This is a genomic window from Runella sp. (genome assembly GCF_965279615.1).
Classification (GTDB): Bacteria; Bacteroidota; Bacteroidia; order Cytophagales; family Spirosomataceae; genus Runella.
This window is the reverse complement of sequence record NZ_OZ257252.1, coordinates 6,127,830-6,147,778: the sequence shown is the minus strand read 5'-3', so window position 1 is coordinate 6,147,778 and position 19,949 is coordinate 6,127,830. Positions and strand designations below refer to the sequence as shown.

Here is a 19,949-nt window from a genome sequence, read left to right as displayed (position 1 = left end):
CCATGTTATCTCACCTTAAAGGAAATCCATTATGTTTACCATATTCATTCACAGGCCTGTCCTGTCTATCGTTATTTCTTTGATTATCACCATATTGGGGCTATTATCTATTACCCAATTGCCTGTTACTCAATACCCCGACATCGCCCCGCCTGCCGTTACGGTCACAACCAAATACACGGGTGCCAACGCCGAAGCCTGTTCTAAAGCAGTGGTCACTCCCCTCGAACGCGCCATCAACGGAGTGCCGGGCATGACTTACATGACGTCTGTTTCGGGCAATGATGGCACAAGTATCATCCAAGTGTACTTTAAGGTAGGAACCGACCCTGACCTTGCCGCCGTCAATGTGCAAACCCGCGTCACGGCGGTCTTGGACGAAATGCCGGAAGAGGTGATCAAAGCGGGCGTTGTCACCGAAAAAGAGGTAAACAGTATGCTCATGTACCTCAACCTCATGAGCGCCGACTCGGCTGCTGACGAGAAATTTTTATACAATTTTGCGGACATCAACGTCATGGCTGAACTCAAACGCATCGATGGTGTAGGTTTTGCAGATATTATGGGCCAGCGCGAATACTCCATGCGTGTGTGGCTCAAACCTGATCGAATGACGGTCTATGACGTATCGGCCGAAGATGTAATTACGGCACTCCGCAACCAAAACGTAGAAGCCGCGCCGGGGAAGATCGGTGAAAGTTCGGGTCGGCGTCCGCAATCGCTGCAATATGTATTGCGCTACACGGGCAAGTTCACGAGCAAAGAAGAATACGAAAATATCGTTATCAAAGCCAACGCCAGCGGTAATATGCTGCGCCTGAAAGATGTGGCCGAAGTGGAATTTGGCTCGTTGGATTATGATGTTTTGTCCAAAGAGAACGGTCGACCTTCGGCGGCGATCTTGCTCAAGCAACGCCCCGGCTCTAATGCCAGCGAGGTGATTGCCAACGTAAAAGCCAAAATGGCGGAATTGAAAGGCACCACTTTTCCGCCGGGCATGGATTACACCATCAGCTACGACGTATCCCGCTTTCTGGACGCTTCCATTCATGAGGTAATTAAGACGCTGATCGAGGCATTTATCTTGGTGGCGTTGGTCGTTTTTATCTTTCTTCAGGATTTTCGTTCTACGTTGATCCCTGCCCTTGCCGTGCCGGTATCGCTGATCGGAACCTTCTTTTTCATGCAGTTATTTGGGTTTTCCATCAATTTGCTGACACTTTTTGCACTCGTGTTGGCCATCGGTATTGTGGTTGATAATGCCATCGTGGTGGTGGAAGCCGTACACGCTAAAATGGAAGAAGAAGGGTTGGATGCCAAAGCTGCTACCATTGAATCCATGAATGAGATCAGCGGAGCCATTGTCGCCATTACGTTGGTCATGTCGGCGGTGTTTGTACCGGTAGCATTTATGGAAGGGCCATCGGGTGTTTTTTACCGACAATTTTCCATTACGATGGCCATCGCCATCGTCATTTCGGGAGTAAATGCCTTGACGTTGACGCCTGCGCTTTGTGCCATCATGCTCAAAAGCAACCACGGTCGTAAGCAAACCTTATTGAACCGCTTTTTTGACGGCTTTAACAATTGGTACAACGGTCTTTCCAACCGATATAAATCATTGCTTGGAGTGATTGCCAATCGACGATTGGTAACACTATTGATGCTCTTATTTTTTATCGCCGCCACCATTGGAACGAGTTCCATCCTTCCTTCCGGATTTATTCCAACCGAAGATCAGGGCACAGTGTATGCCAACGTGACGACGCCTTCGGGCGCGACGCTCGAACGCACCGAGTCAGTCATGGACGAGATTCAGAAAGAAACCCAAAAGATCGGAGCTGTTGAGTCCATTTCTACCTTGGCAGGTTTCAGTTTGATGACCGACGGTTCGGGGGCTTCTTTCGGAATGGGAATGATCAACCTCAAACCTTGGGAAAATCGCACCGAATCGGTGGATGATGTAATTCGATTATTGACCGAAAAGACCAAATACATCAAAGACGCCAGCATTCAGTTTTTTCCGCCTCCCGCCGTGCCGGGCTACGGAAATGCCGGCGGGTTTGAAATGAGACTTCAGGATCGAACCAACAGCGGTGATTTGCAGGCGATGGAAAAAGTAACAAAAAACTTCATCGAAGAACTCAATAAGCGCCCCGAGATCGCCAACGCGTTCACGAGTTTTGACGCCAGTTTTCCGCAATACCTGATTCACGTTGACAACGAAAAGGCAGCCCAAAAAGGCGTATCCATTGATAACGCCATGAGCAATCTGCAATCGCTCATCGGGAGTTTTTACGCCACCAATTTCATTCGTTTCGGGCAAATGTACAAGGTGATGGTGCAGGCTTCGTCGGAATACCGCACACAGCCCGATGATATTTTGAAGCTGTATGTTAAGAACAATTTGGGTGAAATGGTGCCTTATTCGGCCTTTGTCAAAACCGAACGCGTGTACGGACCCGAGCAGTTGACGCGCTACAATATGTTTACGGCGGCCATGATCAACGGCGAAGCAGCGCCCGGTTTCAGCAGCGGCAGCGCCATTAATGCCATCAAAGAAGTGGCGGCTCAAAAATTGCCCAAAGGGTTTACCTACGAATGGTCGGGCATGACGCGCGACGAGATCCTATCGGGCGACCAAGCCATTTACATTTTTATCATTTGTTTGGTATTCGTCTATCTTTTATTGGCCGCTCAATACGAAAGTTTTCTGTTGCCGCTTCCCGTGATTTTATCGCTGCCAACGGGCGTTTTCGGAGCCTTTTTCTTTTTGGTACTGCTCGGTCTGCAAAACAACATTTACGCACAGGTGGCATTGGTGATGTTGATCGGATTGTTGGGTAAAAATGCCATTCTGATCGTAGAGTTTGCCATTCTCAAACGCGGCGAAGGGATGAAACCGCTCCAGGCCGCCATCGAAGGTGCATCGTCGCGATTACGCCCTATTTTGATGACTTCCTTTGCCTTTATCGCGGGCTTGATTCCGCTGATCATGGCGTCGGGTGCCGGTGCGATTGGCAACAAAACCATCGGAACGGCCGCTGCGGGAGGAATGCTTTTCGGAACCGTCTTCGGGGTCATTTTGATTCCGGGACTGTACGTCATTTTTGCGACCCTTTCCGAGCGTTTTTCCACTCCCAAGCAAAAGAAAGAACTCCACTTAATTCAGGAAATTGATGCGTAACTTAACCTATAAAAACATCCTTATTGTTTCGGCCCTGCTCTTCCTGTTTTCAGGGTGCAAATTATTAAAAACGCCGGAACAACTGCCTTCGCTTCCGGCCGTTCCCGAGGCCTATTCTAAAGCAAAACAAGAGGGAAATTCGGCCGAAATTCATTGGAAAACGTATTTTTCAGATACCACGCTGACGGCATTGATCGACACCGCCCTCAACAACAACATAGATATACGGCTTGCTATGCAGCGCATTGAAATGGGTCGGGCGCAGGTGGAGCAGGCCAAAGGGCTGACGCTGCCTTTTGTGTCGGGCGTGGGTTCGGTGGGACAACGTCGCTTCGGAAAATATACCATGGATGGCATTGGAAATTATGATACCAATTTCTCCAATAATATCACCAAAGACCAGAACATTCCCGAGTATTTACCCGATTTCAACATTGGCTTACAAAGTTCTTGGGAGATTGACATTTGGGGAAAACTCCGTACCCGCAAAGAAGCCGCGTTGGCGCGTTATCTGGCGACGGTCGAAGGACGTAATTTTGTCATTACCAATCTCATTGCTGACATCGCCTTTGCGTATTATGAATTGCTGGCGTTTGAAAATGAATTGGACATCATCCGCGAAAACATCGCTTTGCAGGACAATGAGTTGAGCATCATCAGAATTCAGAAAGATGCGGGCCGTGCCAACGAACTGGCCGTGAATCAATTTGAAGCACAATTGCTCAATTCCAAAAGTTTTGAAGTGGAAATAGTGCAGCGCATTATAGAAACCGAAAACAGGATCAATTTGCTATCAGGTCGATTTCCGCAGCCCATTCGGCGCAATAAAGCGCGGTTTACTACACCTTTGCCGGCGTTAGTACACGTAGGCATTCCTGCCGAATTACTCAAAAATCGCCCGGACGTGCGGCAGGCTGAGTATGAATTAATGGCAACCAAAGCCCATGTGTATATTGCCAAAGCGGCCTTTTATCCATCGTTGAATCTGACGGCGGCGTTGGGTTTGCAATCCTTCAATCCCGAGTTTTTGATCACTCCGCATTCCATTGCGTATAATATCGTCGGCGGCTTGACCGCACCGTTGTTTAACAAAAGCGCCCTGAAAGCCGAGTTGAAAACGGCAAGAGCCACGCAGGTAGAAGCGTTGTACAATTACCAAAAAAGCATTTTGAACGGTTATTTTGAGGTGTACAATCAAATGGCGCTTATCAATAATCTGGAGAAACTGCATACGCTCAAAACCTCCGAGGCAACTGTGCTGAACAAATCCATCCAAACGGCATCCGATCTTTTTTCGACGGGACGGGCTTCGTACCTGGAAGTAATTTTAAACCGCAAGAATGCCCTGCAATCCAAAATTGAGTTGATCGACGTTCGTAAAAGGCAGTATTATTCACTTATCAATATTTACCGAGCACTGGGCGGAGGTTGGAAATAAAAATAAACTGAAATTCGGTAGGTTATAACACAATTTTTATTTGGCAATTTGACGTTATAACACGTCAAATTGTAACAGGAAGCCCCAGTTTGAACAACTATTATCAACTCTATGATGAGAAATGTTACAAATTGGGCTTTTTTTTTACATTTGTACTAACCTGTACACTTTAACAACTAAACTAAACCCAACTTTTTTATGCCCGAAAATACATCTTCACGCCATCCCAACGGCCTGTATCTACTCTTTGCCACTGAAATGTGGGAGCGTTTTTCCTATTACGGAATGCGCGCCATCTTGGTTCTTTACCTGACCAAAGCGCTCTTTTTTGACAAAGCAATGGCTTCCAACATTTATGGAGGCTACGTAGGACTGGTCTACATGACCCCTCTCATCGGAGGATTTATCGCCGACCGCTATTGGGGCAACCGGCGCTCTATTCTGGTGGGTGGGCTTTTGATGGCACTCGGGCAATTTGTTTTATTTTTATCCGCTTTGCTTCGCCCCGAAACTGCCGCCGAAGGCATGACTCCTTTCGCAAGTTTAATGCTGTTTTTGGGTTTAGGACTCATGATCACGGGGAACGGTTTTTTCAAACCCAATATCTCTTCGATGGTAGGTTCGTTGTACGGCCCTGCTGACCGTCGCCGCGATGCCGCTTACACGATCTTTTACATGGGTATCAATTTAGGTTCTTTTTTGGGTAACCTGATCACCAGTTTAGTAGGCGACACCGGCAATCCAAACGATTTTAAATGGGCATTTTTAGCCTGTAGCGTAGCGATGTTATTGGCTACGCTTACCCTCTGGTGGGGCCAAAACAAGTACCTCCATTCATGGGACAACAAGCCCGTAGGCGCTACACCCGCCGATTCACCCGGAATTACAAAAGTCTATTTTTGGTTGCCCGCCCTGTTGCTCGTTTCTTTGGGTATTATGTACGTTGATGCCTTCATCACCAATATAATCTTTCCGTTTTTGATCTTATCGGCGTTGGTCATTGCTTATTTGGTATTTGCCGATAAGTCACTCAGCCGTATTGACCGCGAAAAAGTAGCGGTTATTTTTATCGTTTCCTTCTTCGTTATTTTCTTTTGGGCTACGTTTGAACAGGCGCCCGCTTCGCTTACTTTCTTTGCGGATGAACAAACCGACCGGGAAATTTGGGGCTACACCGTTCCACCCAGTTTGTTTCAAAACCTGAATGGGTTCTTCATCGTAACCTGCGCTCCTTTGATGGCCTTTTTGTGGGGGTTTTTAGGTAAGCGAAACGCCGAACCTTCCTCCATTTATAAAATGGCGATTGGCCTTTTTCTCGTTACGTTGGGCTATATAGTAATTGAGTTTCCGGTTAAAGACTTAATGCCGGGGGTTAAAGTGAGTATGTTTTACTTGGTGGCGCTTTATCTGTTGCATTCTGTCGGCGAACTTTGCTTATCACCCATCGGGCTTTCTTTGGTCAATAAACTGTCTCCCCCAAAATACGTTTCATTGATGATGGCCGTTTGGTTTTTGGCCCCCGCCATTGCCAATAAGGCTGCCGGTATGATCTCGGCCTTATATCCGGAGCCCGGTAAAACCACCAATTTTCTGGGAATCGACATTCACAATCTCTACGAGTTTTTCCTCATCAACGTGGCTCTTTCGGGAATTGCCTCTTTGTTGTTGTTTATCTTGGCCGGGCGTGTGAAGAAAATAATGCATGGAGCCAAGTAGGGGCAGGGCTTGCCTCTGCCCGATAAACTCGTTATAGTAAGGCTTGCCTCTGCCCGATAAACTCGTTATAGTAAGGTTTGTCTCTACCCGATAAACTCGTTATAGTAAGGTTTGTCTCTACCCGATAAACTCGTTATAGTAAGGCTTGCCTCTGCCCGATAAATCCGTTATAGTAAGGTTTGTCTCTACCTGATAAATCCGTTTTCCTCATGACGAAACGAGAATTGCGCACCATTTTTGCGGAACGTCGTCGCTCACTTACTGCTGCCGAAGTAGCCGTGCAAAGCCAAGCCATTGCACGGCACTTTTTTTCTTTTTTTGCCATTGAAAACCTCAAGGCGGTTCACACCTATCTCCCACTCCGCCGTCAAAACGAAGTGGATACGTTTCCCATTATTTATACTATTCAGGAAAAATACCTTCAAAATCAAGTCGTTATTCCTCGCGCATTGCCTGAAACAGGTGAAATGGAGCATTACCAATGGTTGCCCGACATGAAACTCCAACTCAACCAATGGAGCATTCTCGAACCGGACCCAACCTGCAATTTGCAATACGCCGTGAGCGGCATTGATCTGGTCATTATTCCTTTGTTGGCCTTCGACAGAAACGGCTACCGCGTAGGCTACGGGAAAGGCTTTTATGATCGTTTTTTGGCCAAATGCCGCCCCAACGTTATCAAAGTAGGCCTCTCTATGTTTGACCCGATCCTGAAAATCGACGACCTCAATGCCTTCGATATTCGCATGGATTTTTGCATTACGCCCACTCAAGTTTGGCAATGGTAAAGTAGAGTAGAGCTTTTCGATGCTTACTAGCTGCAAAGACCACTTCCAACTATTAGTCGATGAAACTCCGGCGGGCAGGTTCGTTTATTTTCCTCCTTCTTCTGACAAGCTATGCTTCACTTGCCCAGACCATTACGGGGAGTGTGGTGGATGCGCAGACCAACGAGCCGCTGCCGTTTGTCAATGTGTTTATCAGCAATACCACTAAAGGTACCCAAACCGACGTCAAAGGGGCTTTTGTGCTTAAGATTCAATCAGCGGGCTACGCCAAAGTGGTGGCTTCGATGGTGGGATATAAAACCTTCGAGCAGGAATTTGTGCTTCGTCCCGACGAAAACCGCCGCCTCAACATTCGCCTCAGCGCCGATACCAAATTTTTGAACGAAGTAAAAATATCCGGCAAACGCGACAAGCAATGGAAGCGTTTATACAAAGATTTTGAACACGAGTTTTTGGGCCGTTCTAAAAATGCCCGAAACTGTAAGGTGATCAATTCTTATGATGTGGATGTCACAAAAAAACGGCAAATACTCACGGCGCACGCGGCCAAAAGCATTGAAATTGAAAATAAAGCGTTGGGGTATAATCTTTCGTATCAACTGTCAGATTTTCAATCTACCGGTCTTTCGTATCAATTCAGCGGACAGCTTTTGTTTAGGCTCATGGCGGCCACCAATGAAGCCGAATCTCAGGCGTGGGAAAACAATCGTAATCAGGCCTATCGAGGTTCGTTGCGGCATTTTTTAGCCTCGATAGTACAGAAGAAAAGCCGACAGGAAGGATTCAGAGTGTATTTAGATGAAACTCCTTCCGAAAAACTCGTTCGAAATCGTTACTTCAGAAACAATTCACTGGTAGAAATCAACGTCGATACATTGGCTCAATTCAACCCTGCCCTGCAACGCGTCAGTATTCCCAAACAGCGTTATGAGATCCATTATATCCACCGTTCCGATCCCCAAACCTGGTACTTTGATTTGAATGACGAAGTGTCGTGGTTAGAAATTACGGACGATTTTCTTGCTTTTTCGTACAACGGAATTGTCGAAAATTCGAGGCAACTCACAACCGTAGGCAGCATGAGCAAACGCCGCGTAGCAGATATGTTGCCCGACGATTTTCAAGCATCCAATACATCACCGTCAACTCGTACGGAAGATTCCGGCGTGATTCCCAATTATCAAAAACAGGAAAAGATCCTTCTCACCACCGACCGTGAAGCTTACATACCGGGCGATACGGTTCATTTTCAGTTGCAGGCAATTGATGCTACGTCTTACTCGCCCAGCGGTCAAACACTTGTATATCTGACGGTTCGCTCAGAACAGCATTGGATAGAACAACAAAAGCTATGGATAGAACATGGAAGCTATCAAGGTAAATGGGTGGTTCCGGATTCGCTGAAAGGAACGTATCAATTGATTGCCCATAATCACTGGGCGCGTAACTTTGACGAACGTTTTTGGGCGCGAAAGAACATTCGAATCCTTACCGATTCATTGTCTGTTTCTTCTGCGGCGGATGCAGTTCAACTTCGTTTTTTTCCGGAAAGCGGCAATTTGCTGGCAGGTGTTTCCAATCGCATCGGAATTTCGAGTTTCACCAATGAGGGAAATCCTGCATCGGTAGAAGGTTGGCTACTCACTTTAAAAGGAGATACGCTGTGCCGATTCAAAAGCAATGACCAAGGATACGGTGATTTTTACGTCATTCCACCGGCAAACGAAAGACTAAAAGCTGTTTTTGGCAACAATCAAGTGCAGGAATTCCCGGCGGCTTCAGCGAAAGGATATATTCTTCAAACAGAAGCTTTGAAAGATTCTGCTTTTATTAATGTCCGACTTATTAATAACCTATCGCCCGAGGAATGGAAACCCATGCGGTTTATGATTCATTTACGCGGTCAACTTTTGTTTGAAGCGATCATTACGCCCAAACGTAACCTGACGTTTATTAAAATTCCGAGGGAAGACCTGGAGGGCAGTGGTGTTATGCAGCTTTTGCTGTTGGATGCGCTTAATCATCCAATCGCTACGAGGGCTTTTTACCAACCTTCTGCGGTGCCGGCCGAAGAAGAGCAAAATTCTTTTTCTCCTCGCTTGTTTGAAGCCGAACTCTATGCCTGTCGATTGGATTCGGCTCACAGTTCTCCTTCGCCAAAAGAGCTTGATTTACTGCTTCTTACCCATGCAATTCGCCCCTATCATTTAGCTAATCCAACCACTTTTGAATACGAATCGGGGATTTCGTTGACAGGAAAAATTACCCAAACCAACGGAAAACCGCTGGCGGATATTCCGGTGATCGGGTTTGTAAATGCGGATTCCGCTCAACTTAATTTTGACGTCAAAACCAATGAAACCGGACGTTTTACCACACAGCCATTGCAGTTTTTTGGTAAAGCAGACATGGTGATTCAGGTACAAAGTGACAAAGCACGAAATGCCATTATTGCGCCGGATACACTGCCTGCATTTATACCGCAATGGGTTTGGATTCCGACCGCTTCTATCACCGAAAATCAAACTCGACTTTTGGTGCATCAATGGAAAGAGCGCATAAGCCACAAGTTACCGGTTCAACAACTTTCCAAACCGTCAGAGCATGATTTTCGAAAAAATTATGTTTCCGCAAGCGAAACCATCCTGATTGACGACATACAGATGAAAGGGCAGACATTTCCACTTATTTTGGCACAAAGAGGGCGAAATATTACGGCAGATAATACAGGCGTGTATTTTACAGACTTGGGAAACTCAAAAGCCAATGGCAAGCACGTTGCGCTGTTCATTGATGGATTGCCGACCAATTGGCAATCGCTGCAAACGCTGATCTGGATCGAAATGGAAGCCATTGATCTACTTAAAGAGCCTTCGGTTTTGAAAAAGCTGGGTGAGGAAGCCAAAAACGGCGCCATCAACATATTGTTAAAACCTGAAAGCACTTTTTTATCAAGTCAAAACATTAAGCGAGTGGTGGTCAGAGGGTTTGAGAAATGAGAAGAGGAACCGAAAAATGTAAAACTGTAAAATGATAAACCGCAAAAGGGAAAATGCAGAAAAACGCTGCGTCTTTGCTTCCCTGCGCCTTTGCGTGATAACTAATAAGATTATTTTTTCAATAACAACCCACTCTTTTTAGCATTTTGATAAACAACAAAGCCCTTTTTTGCAAAAAAGATATTTTTTTCTTGCTATATTTTAAAGTTTCTCTTTATTTTGCACCCACATTTTTATCGTCACTGTGAACTCAAAGAAATCTAAATAGACACGCGGAGCCTGATGGGATATTGACCCCACCATGCCAGCGTGTTTGTCCTGATTCTTAACCTTCACGGTGACGATTTTTTTATGTACCTCTGTCAACTCTAGATTGTAATTTTTAATTAACTCAAACAAAAGCAAACCAATGAAAATCGCAGTAGTAGGTGCTACCGGTTTGGTAGGCAGCGAAATCCTCAAAGTACTCGAAGAGCGCAATTTCCCCGTCACAGAATTGATCCCCGTTGCATCAGAAAGATCGGTAGGTAAACAGGTTACGTTCAAGGGTAAACAGTACACCATCGTAAGCTTTGAAGATGCCATTGCCGCAAAACCTGCGATTGCTATCTTCTCGGCTGGCGGCGGTACGTCGTTATCCTTGGCACCCAAATTTGCGGAAGCAGGCATCACAGTGGTCGACAACTCATCGGCCTGGCGCATGGACCCCACCAAAAAATTGGTCGTGCCTGAGATCAATGCCCATACCCTGACCAAAGAAGATAAGATCATTGCCAACCCAAACTGCTCGACCATTCAGATGGTGGTGGTGTTGAATCCGTTGCACAAACGCTATGGCATCAAACGCGTGGTTGTTTCTACGTATCAATCCGTTACGGGTACGGGAAAAGCCGCTGTAGATCAGCTGTTTGCCGAGCGCAACGGCGATACAACCGTTGCTAAAGTATACCCTCACCCCATCGACCTCAACGTGCTGCCCCATATTGACGTATTTTTGGACAACGGTTATACCAAAGAAGAAATGAAAATGACCAACGAGACCAAAAAGATCATGATGGACGACAGCATTGCCGTAACTGCTACGACGGTGCGTATCCCAACCATTGGCGGTCACTCGGAAGCGGTCAATATTGAATTTGAGAATGAGTTCGAACTGAGCGACATCTACGAAATCTTAGGACAGGCCGAAGGCGTTGTGATTCAGGATGATCCAAAAAATAAGATATACCCTATGCCATTGACGGCCCACGGAAAAGATGAAACGTTTGTAGGTCGTATTCGCCGCGACGAGTCACAACCCAAAACGCTTAATCTGTGGATCGTGGCCGATAACCTTCGCAAAGGTGCCGCCACAAATGCCGTACAGATCGCCGAATATTTGGCAAAACACAACTTGGTAGAAGTAGCCGAGTTGGTATAAAAACAATATTTTGAAAGCATGGGCGTCTGACGGTTTGGAACCGTCGGACGCCTTTTTTATTAATTTTATTTCGTGCTTCCCAATAGGTTTCCGAACTTTGCGTTATTCTTAATTAAGAACAAATCTTTAGAAGGTGTATATTTGATAGTAAATCAGGATTCACTTTTCAATAAAAGTGCCAATGAAAAAGGAAATAACAACCCAAGAAACAAAGATGCGCGCAGTGTGGTTTGCACGCACTTTGCACGAAAACAAAATTAGAATTCAAAAAGGAGCTCCAAAAATGGAACAAAAGGATTATGACGATGCTTGGGAGAAAATTGTAAAGGAATTTGCCAATCGAGAGAATGTACCCATTTCGTAAAGTAGACAACGATTATTTTTTCGAGAATGATCAGGGTCTTCAGTACGAAATTTACTTTGTAGCAGCACCTTTTTATTTCCCCGAAAATTATTCATTCAAGCATTTCGTATTTGAATTTGTTATCAAACTAGCTGATAATCAAAAGCGTTTACGTCCAAGTAAAGATCCCAATGTTCCTTTAACAAATACGTCTATTTTTCTGGACTTCTTCACATCTCACGAGAAAGTAGTCGTATTTTCTTGCGATACCACCGATGGAAAGCAAGCCGCCAGACATAGAAAATTTAACGATTGGTATATACGTTTTAATGATACTACATTTTTAAAGTATGACGGTATAATTCAAGATCCAATAAATGATACAACGTACTTTATGTCATTAATCATTAAATCTAATACCCCTTTTATTGATAGTATTGAAGCAGCATTTCGGGAGTTAACCGATGAACTCACAGGAGAAAAATAGCTTGGCACTTTTACCGAAGTACGCCGGGAAATAAACTAAAAAAAATGTTAAAAAACGTATTAATAATTGTTTTTTCGCTTCCGGTGTTTTTCAACACTTTTGCAAAAACCCCTATTTCACCGGCTGATACTACCAAAAGGCCCGTTTGGGCAGCAAAAAAAGGCCCATATCGTCCAACTCGTGCGCTCAAAAACGACATTTTACATACGCAGCTTGACATGCGTTTTGATTGGCTTCGGCAACATGCTTTGGGCTCGGCTGTCATTACGTTCAAGCCCTATTTTTATCCCCAAAATACGTTAGAGCTTGATGCCAAAGGTTTTGACATTAAAGGTATTTTTCAACTGGATACTCTCGAACGATTTGATTCTGTTCAGAAGCGATACATAAAAGAATACATTTCCGATCCTCTGGAATATACTTACAACAAGCGCCTGATAACCATCAAGCTTCGACGTACTTACAGTCGTTTTGATACATTGCACGTATTAGTGGATTATGTAGCAAAGCCCAACGAATTACCCGTCGGAATCGCCGGGCCTAAAGGCGATAAAGGACTCTATTTCATCAACGCCGACGGCATGGACGAAGGCAAGCCACAACAGATCTGGACGCAGGGTGAAACCGAATATAATTCCTGTTGGATGCCGACGGTAGACAGCCCCAACGAAAAAATGACGCAGGATTTTCGACTGACCGTTGACAAACGTTTTGTAACGCTTTCCAATGGAAAACTGGTGGAATCCAAACTGAATGCTGACAGTACTACCCGCACCGACCGTTGGGTGCAGCGCCTGCCGCATGCACCTTATCTGGCCGCATTTGTGGTGGGAGATTTCGCAGTAGCGCGCGATACCATCCGTAACGGATTGGAACTGAGCTATTATGTAGAACCGCAATATGCACCCTATGCCAAGGCGATTTTTGGTCGGACGCGTGAAATGATTCAGTTCTTTGAAGACAAGTTCGGAGTGGAATTTCAGTGGGAAAAGTACGCTCAGATCGCCGTGCGTGATTTTGTAGCGGGTGCGATGGAGAACACCTCCATGACCGTTCATGCTGAAAATGTGCAAAGCGATGCCCGAGCATTGCTCGACGGCAACTCCGATGATGTCATTGCGCACGAACTGATGCACCATTGGTTTGGTAATTTAGTGACATGTGAATCATGGGCGCATCTTCCGCTCAACGAAGCCTACGCCAATTATTCCGAATACCTCTGGAATGAATACAAAAAAGGCCCGGAAGAGGCCGATCTGTGGGCGCATGGTGAATTGCAGCAATACCTTGGTGAATCGGAGCAAAAGCAGGAACCATTGATTCGGTACAATTATACCGACATGGAAGATATGTTCGACAATCACTCCTACGCCAAAGGCGGGCGCGTGCTGCACATGCTTCGCAAGTACGTGGGCGATGAAGCCTTTTTTACTGCGTCAAAGAACTATCTCATTCGTCATGGATACGGATCTGTTGAGATCAATGATTTGCGCGAAGCGTTTGAAGAGGTAACGGGCGAGGATCTGAATTGGTTTTTTAATCAATGGTTCTTATCACCGGGTCATGCTAATCTGAAAGTGGAGCAAACTTGGAATGATGGCAAAGTGAGTCTTAAAGTGAGTCAGTTGCAGGATTCGACTTATACACCTATTTATCAATTGCCACTCAAAGTGGATGTGTGGGTCAATGGGAAGAAAAACTCGCATGATATTGTCATTAATCGCGCCCGCCAAACGTTTGAATTCCCCGCCGCTCAACGCCCCGATCTCGTGGATTTTGATGTTGAGAAACAACTTTTGGGTGAAGTGGATTACGAAAAAACCAAGCCTGAATTGATCTTCCAGTACAGTCATTGTGACAAATACTTGGCCCGTTATGAAGCCATCACTCGCTTGGAAGGCAACATGATCGACTCGACCGTTCGTCACTTGATGATGAGTGCCATGAACGATAAATTTTGGAAGATCAGGCAGTTAGCCGTCTCCAACTTCTCAGAATACGACGGTCTGCAATTCAACGAAGTGGAACGTATCATTCAAAGCAAAGCACGCGTAGATGTTCACCCGCGAGTGCGTATGGAGGCTGTCATTACGTTGGGTTCATTTGGTGACAATTCCAATGATCCACTTTTCCGCGAAGCTCTCAACGACAGTTCTTACCAAGTCGTTTCAGCCGCATTGGATGCATACCTGATCGGCAAACCCGACGATGCTGCCGACATTGCACATCGTTTCGAAAATGCACCTAACAGCGAGATCGTTACGGCCGTGGCAAACTACTACGCCGGGTTGGGCAAACCCGACCAATACGATTGGTTCATGGTAAAAATGAGCAAGTTGAAGTCCGCTGAGATCTATAACTTCCTGCAGGTATTCGGCAAGTACCTGATTCGTTCCAATGCCGATGTGCAACGCAAAGCCTTGCCCATGCTTGAAACCACGGCCCGCAATCATCCCGCCTATTTTGTGCGTTTTGGAGCCTATCAAGTGTTGGGATTATTGACGGATATTGAAGGCGTAAAAGCCATGCGCAAAGACATTCGCAACGCCGAGCGCGACCCGCAATTGAAAAATATGTATGGACAGGTGGGGGATTTTTAATCCCCCTTTTTTGTACTGATCACTTCGGCAAAAACTGAATTTCCACCCGCCTTTTTTTGGTCTTACTTTCTTCAGAATCGTCCGTTGGAGTTGACGTATCAGACCCTTTCCATTGAATAATGATCTGTTCGGCCCGAACGCCTTTTCGGGTCAGGTAATTCATCACCATTTTTGCCCGAAATTCTGACAGGGTCAGGTTCTTACCGCGTTCGCCCACGTTATCGGTATAGCCCGTTACATGCGCTGCCATCTCCTGCTCACGTATTAAAAAACGGGAAACCGAATCCAAAGACGCTTTGGTTTCATCTCTCAATTCGTAACTGCTTTGGTCGAAATACAGGAATTTCTTTTTTAACGATTTAGCCACTACTTCCTCAAGCATTTGTGGTTGAGGAATGGTTTTTTGTAACTCTTCCGGCTTATTGATACGCACATCCGTAAAATTAAATCCCGGAACCAATGTCATTTCTTTTTTAAGATATAAGCGCCCTTCGGGAGAAGAGGCCGTATAGAGATATTTCCCTTGTTTAAATCCTTCACTGTGGAAAAAAGGCCAATGTTTACCATTATTATACCTTTTCCTAAAAGACAACATTCCAAAGGACAGCATTGCAGTATTCTCCATTTTATGATCAATATCCATACTATCCGATACAATCAAACAGGCAATAAATTGATTACGTACCTGCAACGGAAGCGAATCTTTCAGACTCATTTCTACAAAAACCGGAAATTTGGAACTGCCGGCTATTTTGCCAATGAAATTCACGGGAATGGTTGCAGTATGGTATTTCTCAACCTCAAAGGAAAGATATTTTGTTGAATCAGGAATTTGAAAATCAAAATTGCCGGTCTCATCACTTTTACCAACCAATTTGCGACTTGATTGAAAGACTGCATATACTACACTCTGCTTAAGATAGTCTTTGCTGGTATTATCCCGACAACTTCCATTGATTCGGATAGCATTTGCCACTTGTGCAGGTGCACTTTGAAAAGGGAAATAGCCATAAATACAGAAGAGCCAACTGAGCAGAGAAGTAAACATAGTTTTGATAGTGTGTTTAACAATAACCGGTACACAAATATAAAAGAAAGTTGAGTATAGCAAATGTTACATAAACCATCATAAAAATAAGAACAGCTCTTGCATTAAATGGTATCCGAAAAACCATGAGCAAAAAAACGTCCGGCCGGCTTAAAAGCCGACCGGACGTAGAAATACTTTTAGAAATAGAAGAGACTAAATTCCGATCTTCTCCACGACCAAATAATCGGCCTGTTTTACCGTATGTTGTTTCACCATCATTTCTCCTAAAAATCCCGCTAAAAAGAGTTGAAATCCGATGACTATGGCAACCAATGCCATGTAAAACAGCGGATTTTCGGTTACGTTGCGGAAAGGCTCTTTGGCAAAAATGAGGTATATCTTTTTGATAATTAATCCGAAGGTGATGACAAATCCCAATAAAAACGAGAGCGTACCCCACAGCCCGAAAAAGTGCATGGGTGCTTTACTGAAACGGTGTACAAACGTAATGGAAAGCAGGTCCAGAAATCCGTTCACAAATCGCTCCAGACCAAACTTGGTACTGCCGTATTTACGGGCCTGATGCTGTACTACTTTCTCACCGATCTTGCGAAAACCGTTCCACTTCGCTACTACGGGAATGTAACGGTGCATCTCGCCATAGAGCGTAATGTTTTTGACTACGCGTTGCTTGTACGCTTTAAGTCCACAATTGAAATCATGTAACTGAACCCCTGATATACTGCGCGTTACGGCGTTGAACAACTTTGTCGGCAGTGTTTTTGAGAGCGGGTCGTAGCGTTTTTGTTTCCAACCCGATACCAGATCGAAACCATCTTCAGTGATCATTCGATACAGTTCCGGAATTTCGTCAGGGCTGTCCTGCAAGTCGGCGTCCATTGTAATGACCACGCTGCCGCGTACAAGTTGAAAACCCGTTTGCAACGCGGGCGTTTTGCCGTAATTCCGATTGAAACGAACGCCTTTAATGTGCGGGTCGCTGACGGCCAATTTTTGAATCACTTTCCACGAATCATCCGTACTGCCGTCGTCTACCAAAAGGACCTCATAACTATACTGATGTTCGTCCATGACCCGCCCGATCCAGGCGGTCAATTCGGGTAACGATTCCTCTTCATTGAAGAGGGGTATAACGACTGATATATCGAGGGCTTCGCCGGGCATAGTATCCAAAATCAATTGCGTATCGCGCAGCAAAGCTACAAATTCTTTTGGTGCTTCCATTGGATTTTGAGGATTAGGGTGTTGTATAATACCCAAAATCAACAAACGTGCCAAAGCTCCCAAAAATTGCAATTACACTTAGGCTACGGGCTGCTTTTCTGCCTTTTCAGGTGTTTTACGACGTATTTTCGTTAACAATACGCCCACTAAAAAGATAGTCAAGGTACCTACTACAATGATCATATTGGGATGGAAGGCACTTCGCAGGTAGGCATAAGATTCGGGCAATTGAGCTGAAAAAGTCATCCAAAGAATTACGAGCAAACCAATCATAGTCGCCGTGAGGGCTTCTGCATTACGGGTCTGACGTGAGATGATCCCCAATAGAAACAGCCCCAACATACCGCCCGCAAAAATTCCCGAAAGCACCCACCACACATCCAGAATACTCTTGACACCGATCATGGCAATTCCCGTAACCATTCCCATCAATCCAAAAACCGTAGTAGCAATGTACAGCAATCTAAGTGACTGCTGACCGGTCAGATTTGATTTAAAATAACGCTGATAAATATCCACCGAAAACACAGTGGCCGAAGCATTCATTCCCGAACTGATGGTACTCATGGCCGCCGATAAAATTGCCGCCACGATCAGCCCTAACAAACCCGCCGGCACTTTGGTAACCATAAAATGCGGCATTACTTTATCGCCAAAATCACTTGGTTTGAGCGTTGCAGCCAATTGTTTGATGGCTTCCTGCGTTCCGCCGGGCAAACGATCCGTAGCAGCCTGCATTTTTACGGCTTCCAACAATTCCGGATTGGATTGATAGTAAGCGTACAAACATGAACCCAACACAAAAAATATCAACGAAATAGGCACATAAAGATACACACACAACCACACCGATTTGGCCGCTTCTTTGATAGAAGTGGTGGTATGATAACGCTGTACGTAGTTTTGGTCCATCCCGAAGTTATTCAGGTTCATAAAAAATCCATACAGCAACACTACCCAAAACGTCGGCTGGGTAAAATCGGGCGCATAACTTCCCAAACTGAATTTATTATCTGCCTGTCCGATGTCAATGATCTTACCTACACCACCGGACATTCCGTCCACGACCAACCACAAAATAATCACCGCTCCGGCCGTTTTTATCACCCCCTGCACCACTTCCGTCCAGATCACCGCTTCCATACCGCCCAACACGGTATACAGAATAATACAAATGCCCACAACCACCATGATCGTAGCCATTGGATAGCCGGTGAGGGCTTGTAAGCTAAGCGCAATGCCGAAGAATATTGATCCCATACGAGCCAACTGCGTCAGCAGGAAGCACACTACGGCATAGGTACGTGCCCAAGGCCCGAAACGGTTTTCCAGATTGGTGTACGCCGAGACCTCGCCTGTATTACGGTAAAAAGGAATGAAAAACTTGGTGGCCACCCACGCCGCCAACGGCATGGAAAGGCTGAATACAAAGGAGTTCCAATTGCTGCCGAAGGCTTTGCCGGGAACCCCCAAAAATGTATTGCTGCTCAAAAAAGTAGCGTAAATGGACATACCGATGGCCCAGCCCGGGATCTGCCCGGAGGCGGTGGTAAATTGCTCGGCATTGTTGCTGCTTTCACGACTGTTTTTTCGGGAAAAATACACGCCAACGCCTACCATTCCCGCTAAATACAGCAGGATGATAATTACATCAATGATCGGAAGGTTCTTCATGTTTCGGGTTTAGGTGCTTCTGCACGGTTATTCCTGTTACTTATAATCTGGTTTCTAAAAATGTTTCCTAATGCCTTAATACCTTTTTTTACCGGATTAAGACTATCGGCCCGGCAAAATAGTCTGCCCGGAAAGTAGCCTTATTCACGCAACGATAAGTACTATTTCTATCCAAATCAGGAAGACTCATGAGCACCGCAATTACTCCTACATTACTCCAAAAATTAAAAAACGGCCAGAATGTGTATGGCACATGTATCACTTCAACTGCACCCATGTGGCCCGCCGCGATCAAGCGCACAGGCGTTGATTTTGTTTTTATTGATACCGAACATATTCCGCTCGACCGTGCTGAATTGGCCAAAATGTGCCAGATTTTCAAGGCATTAGGCATTACGCCCATTGTCCGTATTCCAAGCCCCGACCCTTACCTTGCATGTCAGGTCATCGACGGGGGGGCGCTGGGTGTAGTAGCTCCTTATTTGGAATCGGTTGCCCAAATTCAGGACTTGGTGGGAGCCACAAAATTCAAGCCGCTTAAGGGAGAAAAAATGTATAATTATCTGAGAGGCGTCGAAGAAATGACGCCTGAATTAAAACAATACATTACCAATTTTAACGCCGCTACGATCTGCATTGCCAACATCGAAAGCGTGCCGGCCGTAGAAAGGCTGGATGATCTTTTGTCCGTACCGGGATTGGATGCGGTTTTTATCGGTCCGCACGACCTGTCGGTTAGTTTAGGTTTGCCCGAGCAATACGATCATCCTGAATTTGAAGCCACTGTTCGTACCATCATTCATAAAACGCGCGCCAGAGGACTTGCCATCGGCATTCACTTTTCGTTGGAACCCGAACGTCAGATAAAGTGGATGAAAGAAGGGGCAAACATCGTTGTACACAGTTTTGACGTAGCGCTTTTTGTGCAACGTTTACAACATGATCTAAGTATCATTAAACAAGCCGCCGGCGATCTTCCTGCGTCAGACAGCGGTTCATTTGTAGTTTAATTTTTTCAACGC

Annotated in this window: 13 protein-coding genes; 10 read left to right on the top strand and 3 right to left on the bottom strand. The window is 45.4% G+C overall.

The genetic code is table 11. The features are described from left to right. Positions 1-31 precede the first annotated feature (31 nt). From ACQY73_RS25720 to ACQY73_RS25680, 9 genes are all read left to right on the top strand, one after another. Positions 32-3,187, top strand: a complete 3,156-nt coding sequence (locus ACQY73_RS25720) for an efflux RND transporter permease subunit (protein WP_428656584.1) — start codon at positions 32-34, stop codon at positions 3,185-3,187. Further along, positions 3,180-4,625, top strand: coding sequence for an efflux transporter outer membrane subunit (locus ACQY73_RS25715; RefSeq protein ID WP_428656581.1), 1,446 nt, complete (start codon positions 3,180-3,182; stop codon positions 4,623-4,625). Before ACQY73_RS25720 ends, ACQY73_RS25715 begins: the two co-directional genes overlap by 8 nt. Before the next feature lie 198 nt (positions 4,626-4,823). Continuing rightward, on the top strand, positions 4,824-6,341 hold the full coding sequence (locus ACQY73_RS25710; protein WP_428656579.1) for a peptide MFS transporter: 1,518 nt from the start codon (positions 4,824-4,826) through the stop codon (positions 6,339-6,341). A gap of 209 nt (positions 6,342-6,550) precedes the next feature. Next, positions 6,551-7,129, top strand: coding sequence for a 5-formyltetrahydrofolate cyclo-ligase (locus ACQY73_RS25705; RefSeq protein WP_428656577.1), 579 nt, complete (start codon positions 6,551-6,553; stop codon positions 7,127-7,129). Positions 7,130-7,188: 59 nt separating this feature from the next. Continuing rightward, the gene (locus ACQY73_RS25700; protein ID WP_428656575.1) at positions 7,189-10,128 is read left to right on the top strand and encodes a carboxypeptidase-like regulatory domain-containing protein; all 2,940 of its coding nucleotides are present in this window, start codon (positions 7,189-7,191) and stop codon (positions 10,126-10,128) included. A 409-nt stretch (positions 10,129-10,537) separates the two neighbouring features. Next, positions 10,538-11,548 carry an aspartate-semialdehyde dehydrogenase gene (locus tag ACQY73_RS25695; RefSeq protein WP_428656572.1) on the top strand — a complete coding sequence of 337 codons (1,011 nt, stop codon included), beginning with the start codon at positions 10,538-10,540 and terminating at the stop codon, positions 11,546-11,548. 181 nt (positions 11,549-11,729) lie between these two features. After that, complete coding sequence (locus ACQY73_RS25690; protein WP_428656570.1) at positions 11,730-11,912, top strand: hypothetical protein; 183 nt, start codon at positions 11,730-11,732, stop codon at positions 11,910-11,912. Further along, complete coding sequence (locus tag ACQY73_RS25685) at positions 11,896-12,378, top strand: DUF6169 family protein (protein ID WP_428656568.1); 483 nt, start codon at positions 11,896-11,898, stop codon at positions 12,376-12,378. The genes ACQY73_RS25690 and ACQY73_RS25685 overlap by 17 nt, the downstream gene beginning before the upstream one ends. 44 nt (positions 12,379-12,422) lie before the next feature. After that, positions 12,423-14,978: a M1 family aminopeptidase gene (locus ACQY73_RS25680; protein WP_428656566.1), complete on the top strand. Its 2,556-nt coding sequence runs from the start codon at positions 12,423-12,425 to the stop codon at positions 14,976-14,978. 19 nt (positions 14,979-14,997) lie between these two features. On the opposite strand, the gene ACQY73_RS25675 is transcribed toward ACQY73_RS25680, so the two are convergent. From ACQY73_RS25675 to ACQY73_RS25665, 3 genes are all read right to left on the bottom strand, one after another. Continuing rightward, positions 14,998-16,026, bottom strand: a complete 1,029-nt coding sequence (locus tag ACQY73_RS25675) for an OmpA family protein (RefSeq protein ID WP_428656564.1) — start codon at positions 16,024-16,026, stop codon at positions 14,998-15,000. A 195-nt stretch (positions 16,027-16,221) separates the two neighbouring features. Further along, the gene (locus tag ACQY73_RS25670) at positions 16,222-17,193 is read right to left on the bottom strand and encodes a glycosyltransferase family 2 protein (RefSeq protein WP_428668538.1); all 972 of its coding nucleotides are present in this window, start codon (positions 17,191-17,193) and stop codon (positions 16,222-16,224) included. Positions 17,194-17,331: 138 nt separating this feature from the next. After that, positions 17,332-18,927, bottom strand: coding sequence for a sodium:solute symporter (locus ACQY73_RS25665; RefSeq protein ID WP_428656562.1), 1,596 nt, complete (start codon positions 18,925-18,927; stop codon positions 17,332-17,334). Between the two features lie 188 nt (positions 18,928-19,115). On the opposite strand from ACQY73_RS25665, the gene ACQY73_RS25660 reads away from it, so the two are divergent. Beyond that, positions 19,116-19,937, top strand: a complete 822-nt coding sequence (locus ACQY73_RS25660; RefSeq protein WP_428656559.1) for an HpcH/HpaI aldolase family protein — start codon at positions 19,116-19,118, stop codon at positions 19,935-19,937. Positions 19,938-19,949: the final 12 nt, after the last annotated feature.

What these genes read in the sequence shown, in the direction of transcription:
- ACQY73_RS25720 (WP_428656584.1), top strand. Translation starts at nt 32, where the DNA reads ATGTTTACCATATTCATTCACAGGCCTGTCCTGTCTATCGTTATTTCT.
- ACQY73_RS25715 (WP_428656581.1), top strand. Translation starts at nt 3,180, where the DNA reads ATGCGTAACTTAACCTATAAAAACATCCTTATTGTTTCGGCCCTGCTC.
- ACQY73_RS25710 (WP_428656579.1), top strand. Translation starts at nt 4,824, where the DNA reads ATGCCCGAAAATACATCTTCACGCCATCCCAACGGCCTGTATCTACTC.
- ACQY73_RS25705 (WP_428656577.1), top strand. Translation starts at nt 6,551, where the DNA reads ATGACGAAACGAGAATTGCGCACCATTTTTGCGGAACGTCGTCGCTCA.
- ACQY73_RS25700 (WP_428656575.1), top strand. Translation starts at nt 7,189, where the DNA reads ATGAAACTCCGGCGGGCAGGTTCGTTTATTTTCCTCCTTCTTCTGACA.
- ACQY73_RS25695 (WP_428656572.1), top strand. Translation starts at nt 10,538, where the DNA reads ATGAAAATCGCAGTAGTAGGTGCTACCGGTTTGGTAGGCAGCGAAATC.
- ACQY73_RS25690 (WP_428656570.1), top strand. Translation starts at nt 11,730, where the DNA reads ATGAAAAAGGAAATAACAACCCAAGAAACAAAGATGCGCGCAGTGTGG.
- ACQY73_RS25685 (WP_428656568.1), top strand. Translation starts at nt 11,896, where the DNA reads ATGTACCCATTTCGTAAAGTAGACAACGATTATTTTTTCGAGAATGAT.
- ACQY73_RS25680 (WP_428656566.1), top strand. Translation starts at nt 12,423, where the DNA reads ATGTTAAAAAACGTATTAATAATTGTTTTTTCGCTTCCGGTGTTTTTC.
- ACQY73_RS25675 (WP_428656564.1), bottom strand. Translation starts at nt 16,026, where the DNA reads ATGTTTACTTCTCTGCTCAGTTGGCTCTTCTGTATTTATGGCTATTTC.
- ACQY73_RS25670 (WP_428668538.1), bottom strand. Translation starts at nt 17,193, where the DNA reads ATGCCCGGCGAAGCCCTCGATATATCAGTCGTTATACCCCTCTTCAAT.
- ACQY73_RS25665 (WP_428656562.1), bottom strand. Translation starts at nt 18,927, where the DNA reads ATGAAGAACCTTCCGATCATTGATGTAATTATCATCCTGCTGTATTTA.
- ACQY73_RS25660 (WP_428656559.1), top strand. Translation starts at nt 19,116, where the DNA reads ATGAGCACCGCAATTACTCCTACATTACTCCAAAAATTAAAAAACGGC.